Genomic DNA, 3,997 nt, shown 5'->3' with positions numbered 1-3,997 from the left:
ACCCGGAAGCTAAGACCCACAGCGCCGATGGTACTGCACCCGGGAGGGTGTGGGAGAGTAGGTCACCGCCGGAACACCATTAACGGTCGAGGACCCCCACCACCAGGTGGGGGTCCTCCCGCATTTAAACCCCCTCCACAAAATCCGGCCCGGCGCCGGACCCCGCAACACCTGCGGGAGCATCCCGCCACACCCCGCCAAACATGAGAGAGCGCCACAGCCGCCGTCGACCACCCATGGATGAGGGAGCTGCCCGCCAGCCGGCGGGCGCTGACAGAAGCGCCCCGGCAGGTTGTGAGACTTCCCACCGCGGGCCCCCGTTGACCTGGTGCCGTTAGCCGGTGGCGGGTTGCTCGCCTAGAATTGGGGGAGATGTACGGACTTCGAAGCGCTTGATTTCGGGTTGCGTAGGAAACGAAACACGGAACAGAGCGGCTGCGATTGCGCCAGTGGTCAGCTCACAACAGGAGGATTCCAGCATGGCTGAGCACAATGATGGCAACCGCGGTGGCAAGGCCCACGGCAACTCTGGCGGACGCAGTTCCGATGGAGCCCCTTTCCGCGGCACCAGCAACTCTGGCGGCGATCCCCGCGGATTCCGTTCCAGGGAAGACCGTGACCGTAAGCCGTATGGCGATCGTGCTCCGCGTGAGGGCGGGGATCAGCGCGGCTTCGGAAACAGCGAGCGTAGGCCGTACAGTGGCGGCGGTGAGCGTAAGCCGTATGGTGATCGTGCCCCGCGTGAAGGCGGGGGACAGCGCAGCTTTGGTGGCGACAGCCGCCCGTCCTATGGTGACCGTAAACCGTACAGCGGCGGTGGCGACCGTAAGCCTTATGGTGATCGTGCCCCGCGTGAGGGCGGGGATCAGCGCGGCTTCGGCGGTGGCGACCGTAAGCCTTATGGTGATCGTGCCCCGCGTGAGGGCGGGGGTCAGCGCAGCTTTGGTGGCGACAGCCGTCCGTCCTATGGTGACCGTAAGCCGTACAGCGGCGGCGGCGGCGACCGTGACCGTAAGCCTTATGGCGATCGTGCTCCGCGTGAAGGTGGGGGTCAGCGCAGCTTTGGTGGCGACAGCCGTCCGTCCTATGGTGACCGCAAGCCGTACAGCGGCGGCGACCGTGACCGTAAGCCCTATGGTGACCGTGCTCCGCGTGAAGGTGGGGGTCAGCGCAGCTTTGGTGGCGACAGCCGTCCGTCCTATGGTGACCGCAAGCCGTACAGCGGCGGCGACCGTGACCGTAAGCCCTATGGCGATCGTGCCCCGCGTGAAGGTGGGGGTCAACGCAGCTTCGGCGGCGGTGGCGACCGTGACCGCAAGCCGTACAGCGGCGGCGGCGAGAACCGCAAGCCCTTTGGCACCCGCGAGGATCGTCCCGCACGGGGCTTCGACCGTGGCGACTCAGGCCCGCGCCAGTACGGACGCGACCGCCCCGAGGACCGTCCGGTTCGCGTGCCCAATGCCCGCGACCTCCGCAGCGCCAACCGCCCCGACCGGGAGCGTTCACCCCAGATCGACGAGGACGTCACGGGCAAGGAGCTTGACCGTGCCACGCAGCACCAGATCAAGACCCTCGAAGGCACCAGCGCCGAATGGGTGGCCCGCCACCTCGTCATGGCCGGGCGGCTCCTGGACGAGGAACCTGAGCTTGCCTTCCAGCATGCCCTGGCAGCCAGCCGCCGTGGCGGACGCCTCGCGTCCGTCCGCGAAGCTGTCGGCCTGACCGCCTACGCAGCCGGCCACTATGGTGAAGCCCTTCGGGAATTCCGGACCTACCGCCGGATCAGTGGCTCCAACATGCACCTGCCGGTCATGGCCGACTGCGAACGCGGCCTTGGCCGCCCGGACCGTGCACTGGACATGGCCCGGTCCGACGAAGCCAAGGATCTCGACGCCCCCGGCAAGGTGGAACTGGCCATCGTTGCAGCCGGTGCCCGCACCGACCTCGGGCAGCTCGACGCCGCGGTTTCCGAACTGGAAATCCCGCAGCTGGACATCAACCGCGCCTTTTCCTACAGCCCCCGGCTGTTCCGTGCCTATGCTGACGCGCTGACGGCAGCTGGCCGCGCTGCCGAAGCCACCAAATGGCAACGCCAGGCCACTGTGGCAGAAAACGCGCTGGGCCTCGGGGCTGACGAGGAACCCGACATCATCGATCTCGGCTGGGACGAGGAAGAAGAAGCCCGCGAGGAGGAACGGCAGCGCCGCCTCCGGGCGCAGGAGCATGCCGACACGCACGCCGGAACCGAAGAGCGCGCACCGCGTGCCGCAGGTGCCGCTGCCGCGGCAGAGGCCACCGGCGCCGCAGCCGGTGTGGCCGGCTTGGACGCGGGCGATGAGCTCGCCAGCGACGACGGAGCCGACGACGCCGAAGCCGACTACTTCGAGTCTGACGACCCCGAGTCCGACCTGGATTCAGTGGAATCCGACGTGCTCGACGAAGCTGATGACGAAGCTGATCACGAAGCCGAGGACGAAGCTGATGACGAAGCGATCGCCGAGTCCGACCTGGAACTGAACGATGACGCGGACCAGGAACTCTCCGCTGACTCAGAGCGGGCCCAGCACGAAAGTGTGGAGGACTAATCGCATGACGGGTACCGCCCTGATCTCCACCTTTGATGCCCTGCTCTCCGATCTTGACGGCGTTGTCTATGCAGGGCCCAACGCCATTCCCGGGGCCGTCGAGTCGCTGCGCCGGCTGGCCGGGGTGGGCGTCGGGCTGGGCTACGTCACCAACAACGCATCCCGTTCCCCGGCACAGGTGGCCCAACACCTGCGCGATCTCGGCGCCCCCGCCGAGGACCACCAGGTGGTGAGTTCCTCGCAGGCGGCGGCAGCGCTGCTGGCGTCGATGCTGCCGGCCGGGGCGCACGTGCTCATCACGGGCAGCGCCGCCCTTGCCCAGGAAATTGAACTGGTTGGCCTGGTTCCCGTCCGCGGCGCGGAGGGAGACCCCGTCGCCGTCGTGCAGGGCTTTAGTCCGGAACTTGGCTGGAAGGACCTCGCCGAGGCGTCGTACGTCGTCGCCGGCGGCGCCCTGTGGGTGGCCACCAACACGGACTGGTCTATTCCCCAGGCCCGTGGAATCGCCCCCGGTAACGGGACGCTCGTGGCCGCCGTGGCAGCCGCGACCGGCAAGAGCCCGATCGTGGCCGGCAAACCCGAAGCCCCCCTGTTCCACACGGCCGCCAAGCGGCTGGCGGCGGACCGTCCGCTGGTCGTCGGTGACCGCCTGGACACCGACATCCTGGGCGGCAACAACGCCGGTTTCGCCACCGTCGCCGTGCTGACCGGAGTGGACACAAGGGAATCGATCCTCGCGGCACGGTCTGTGGAACGCCCCGATTTCCTCATCAATGACCTGACCGGCCTGTACGCGCCATACCCTGCCGTAGAGCACGACGCCGGGCGGTTCCGCAGCGGCACGGCCTCGGCGATCGTGCGGGGGCAGTCGGTCCACATCAGCGGCGACCCCGCCGACCTCGATTCGTGGCGTGCCGCCTGTTCGGCCTGGTGGGCCGCAAACCCCGAGACGACCAGCGCACTGCCTCCGGTCCTCGAGTGGTCCGATCACTAGGCTGGACACATGAGCGAGCTACACCAGGGACTGGACCAGGCCCCAGACGAACAGCCGGCTGAGGCGCCGACCCCTGCGGCCGACGTCGCCTGGCCCGAGCTGCCGTCGCAGCAGCTCCCGGCTGAGCTGTCCGGGCACGCCGCACCAGAACACGCGGCACCAGAACATACGGCAGCAGTCCTGGATCCTGCCGTCAATGCTGTCCTGGACCGCCTCGGGGCCGTGCAGCAAATGCCTGTGTCCGGGCACGGCGAAGTCTATGCGGGCATGCATGATGCCCTGCTGGAGGCCCTGAACGAAGACGTGGCCGGACACGCCGTCGTGGCGCGCCGCATCCATGCCGCGGGGAACGGGGGATCGTGAGCCGGCTTGACCAGGCACTCGTCAGCCGGGGGCTCGCCAGGTCCCGGACCCATGC

General features: G+C 68.3%; 4 protein-coding genes and 1 rRNA gene. 4 read left to right on the top strand and 1 reads right to left on the bottom strand.

What is annotated here, in order from left to right; translation table 11 throughout:
* Nucleotides 1–74, top strand: a 5S ribosomal RNA gene (gene rrf / locus AC1D1W_RS20040); the annotation flags it as partial.
* A 384-nt stretch (nt 75–458) separates the two neighbouring features.
* On the opposite strand, the gene AC1D1W_RS20035 is transcribed toward rrf, so the two are convergent.
* Nucleotides 459–1,283: a hypothetical protein gene (locus AC1D1W_RS20035; RefSeq protein WP_476944622.1), complete on the bottom strand. Its 825-nt coding sequence runs from the start codon at nt 1,281–1,283 to the stop codon at nt 459–461.
* A gap of 168 nt (nt 1,284–1,451) precedes the next feature.
* Here AC1D1W_RS20035 and AC1D1W_RS20030 point away from each other — a divergent pair, with 168 nt between their 5' ends.
* Genes AC1D1W_RS20030 through AC1D1W_RS20020 form a run of 3 tightly spaced genes read left to right on the top strand, consistent with a single transcriptional unit; the run spans nt 1,452 to nt 3,942 of the window.
* Complete coding sequence (locus AC1D1W_RS20030) at nt 1,452–2,585, top strand: hypothetical protein (protein WP_476944621.1); 1,134 nt, start codon at nt 1,452–1,454, stop codon at nt 2,583–2,585.
* Between the two features lie 4 nt (nt 2,586–2,589).
* Entirely contained in the window at nt 2,590–3,579 is a 990-nt protein-coding gene (locus AC1D1W_RS20025; RefSeq protein WP_476944620.1) for an HAD-IIA family hydrolase, read from the top strand.
* 9 nt (nt 3,580–3,588) lie between these two features.
* Nucleotides 3,589–3,942 carry a hypothetical protein gene (locus AC1D1W_RS20020; RefSeq protein WP_476944619.1) on the top strand — a complete coding sequence of 118 codons (354 nt, stop codon included), beginning with the start codon at nt 3,589–3,591 and terminating at the stop codon, nt 3,940–3,942.
* The last annotated feature ends 55 nt before the right edge of the window (nt 3,943–3,997 follow it).

This window comes from Arthrobacter sp. P1_B4 (assembly GCF_056406555.1).
This window is presented reverse-complemented; position numbering and strand designations above follow the sequence as displayed.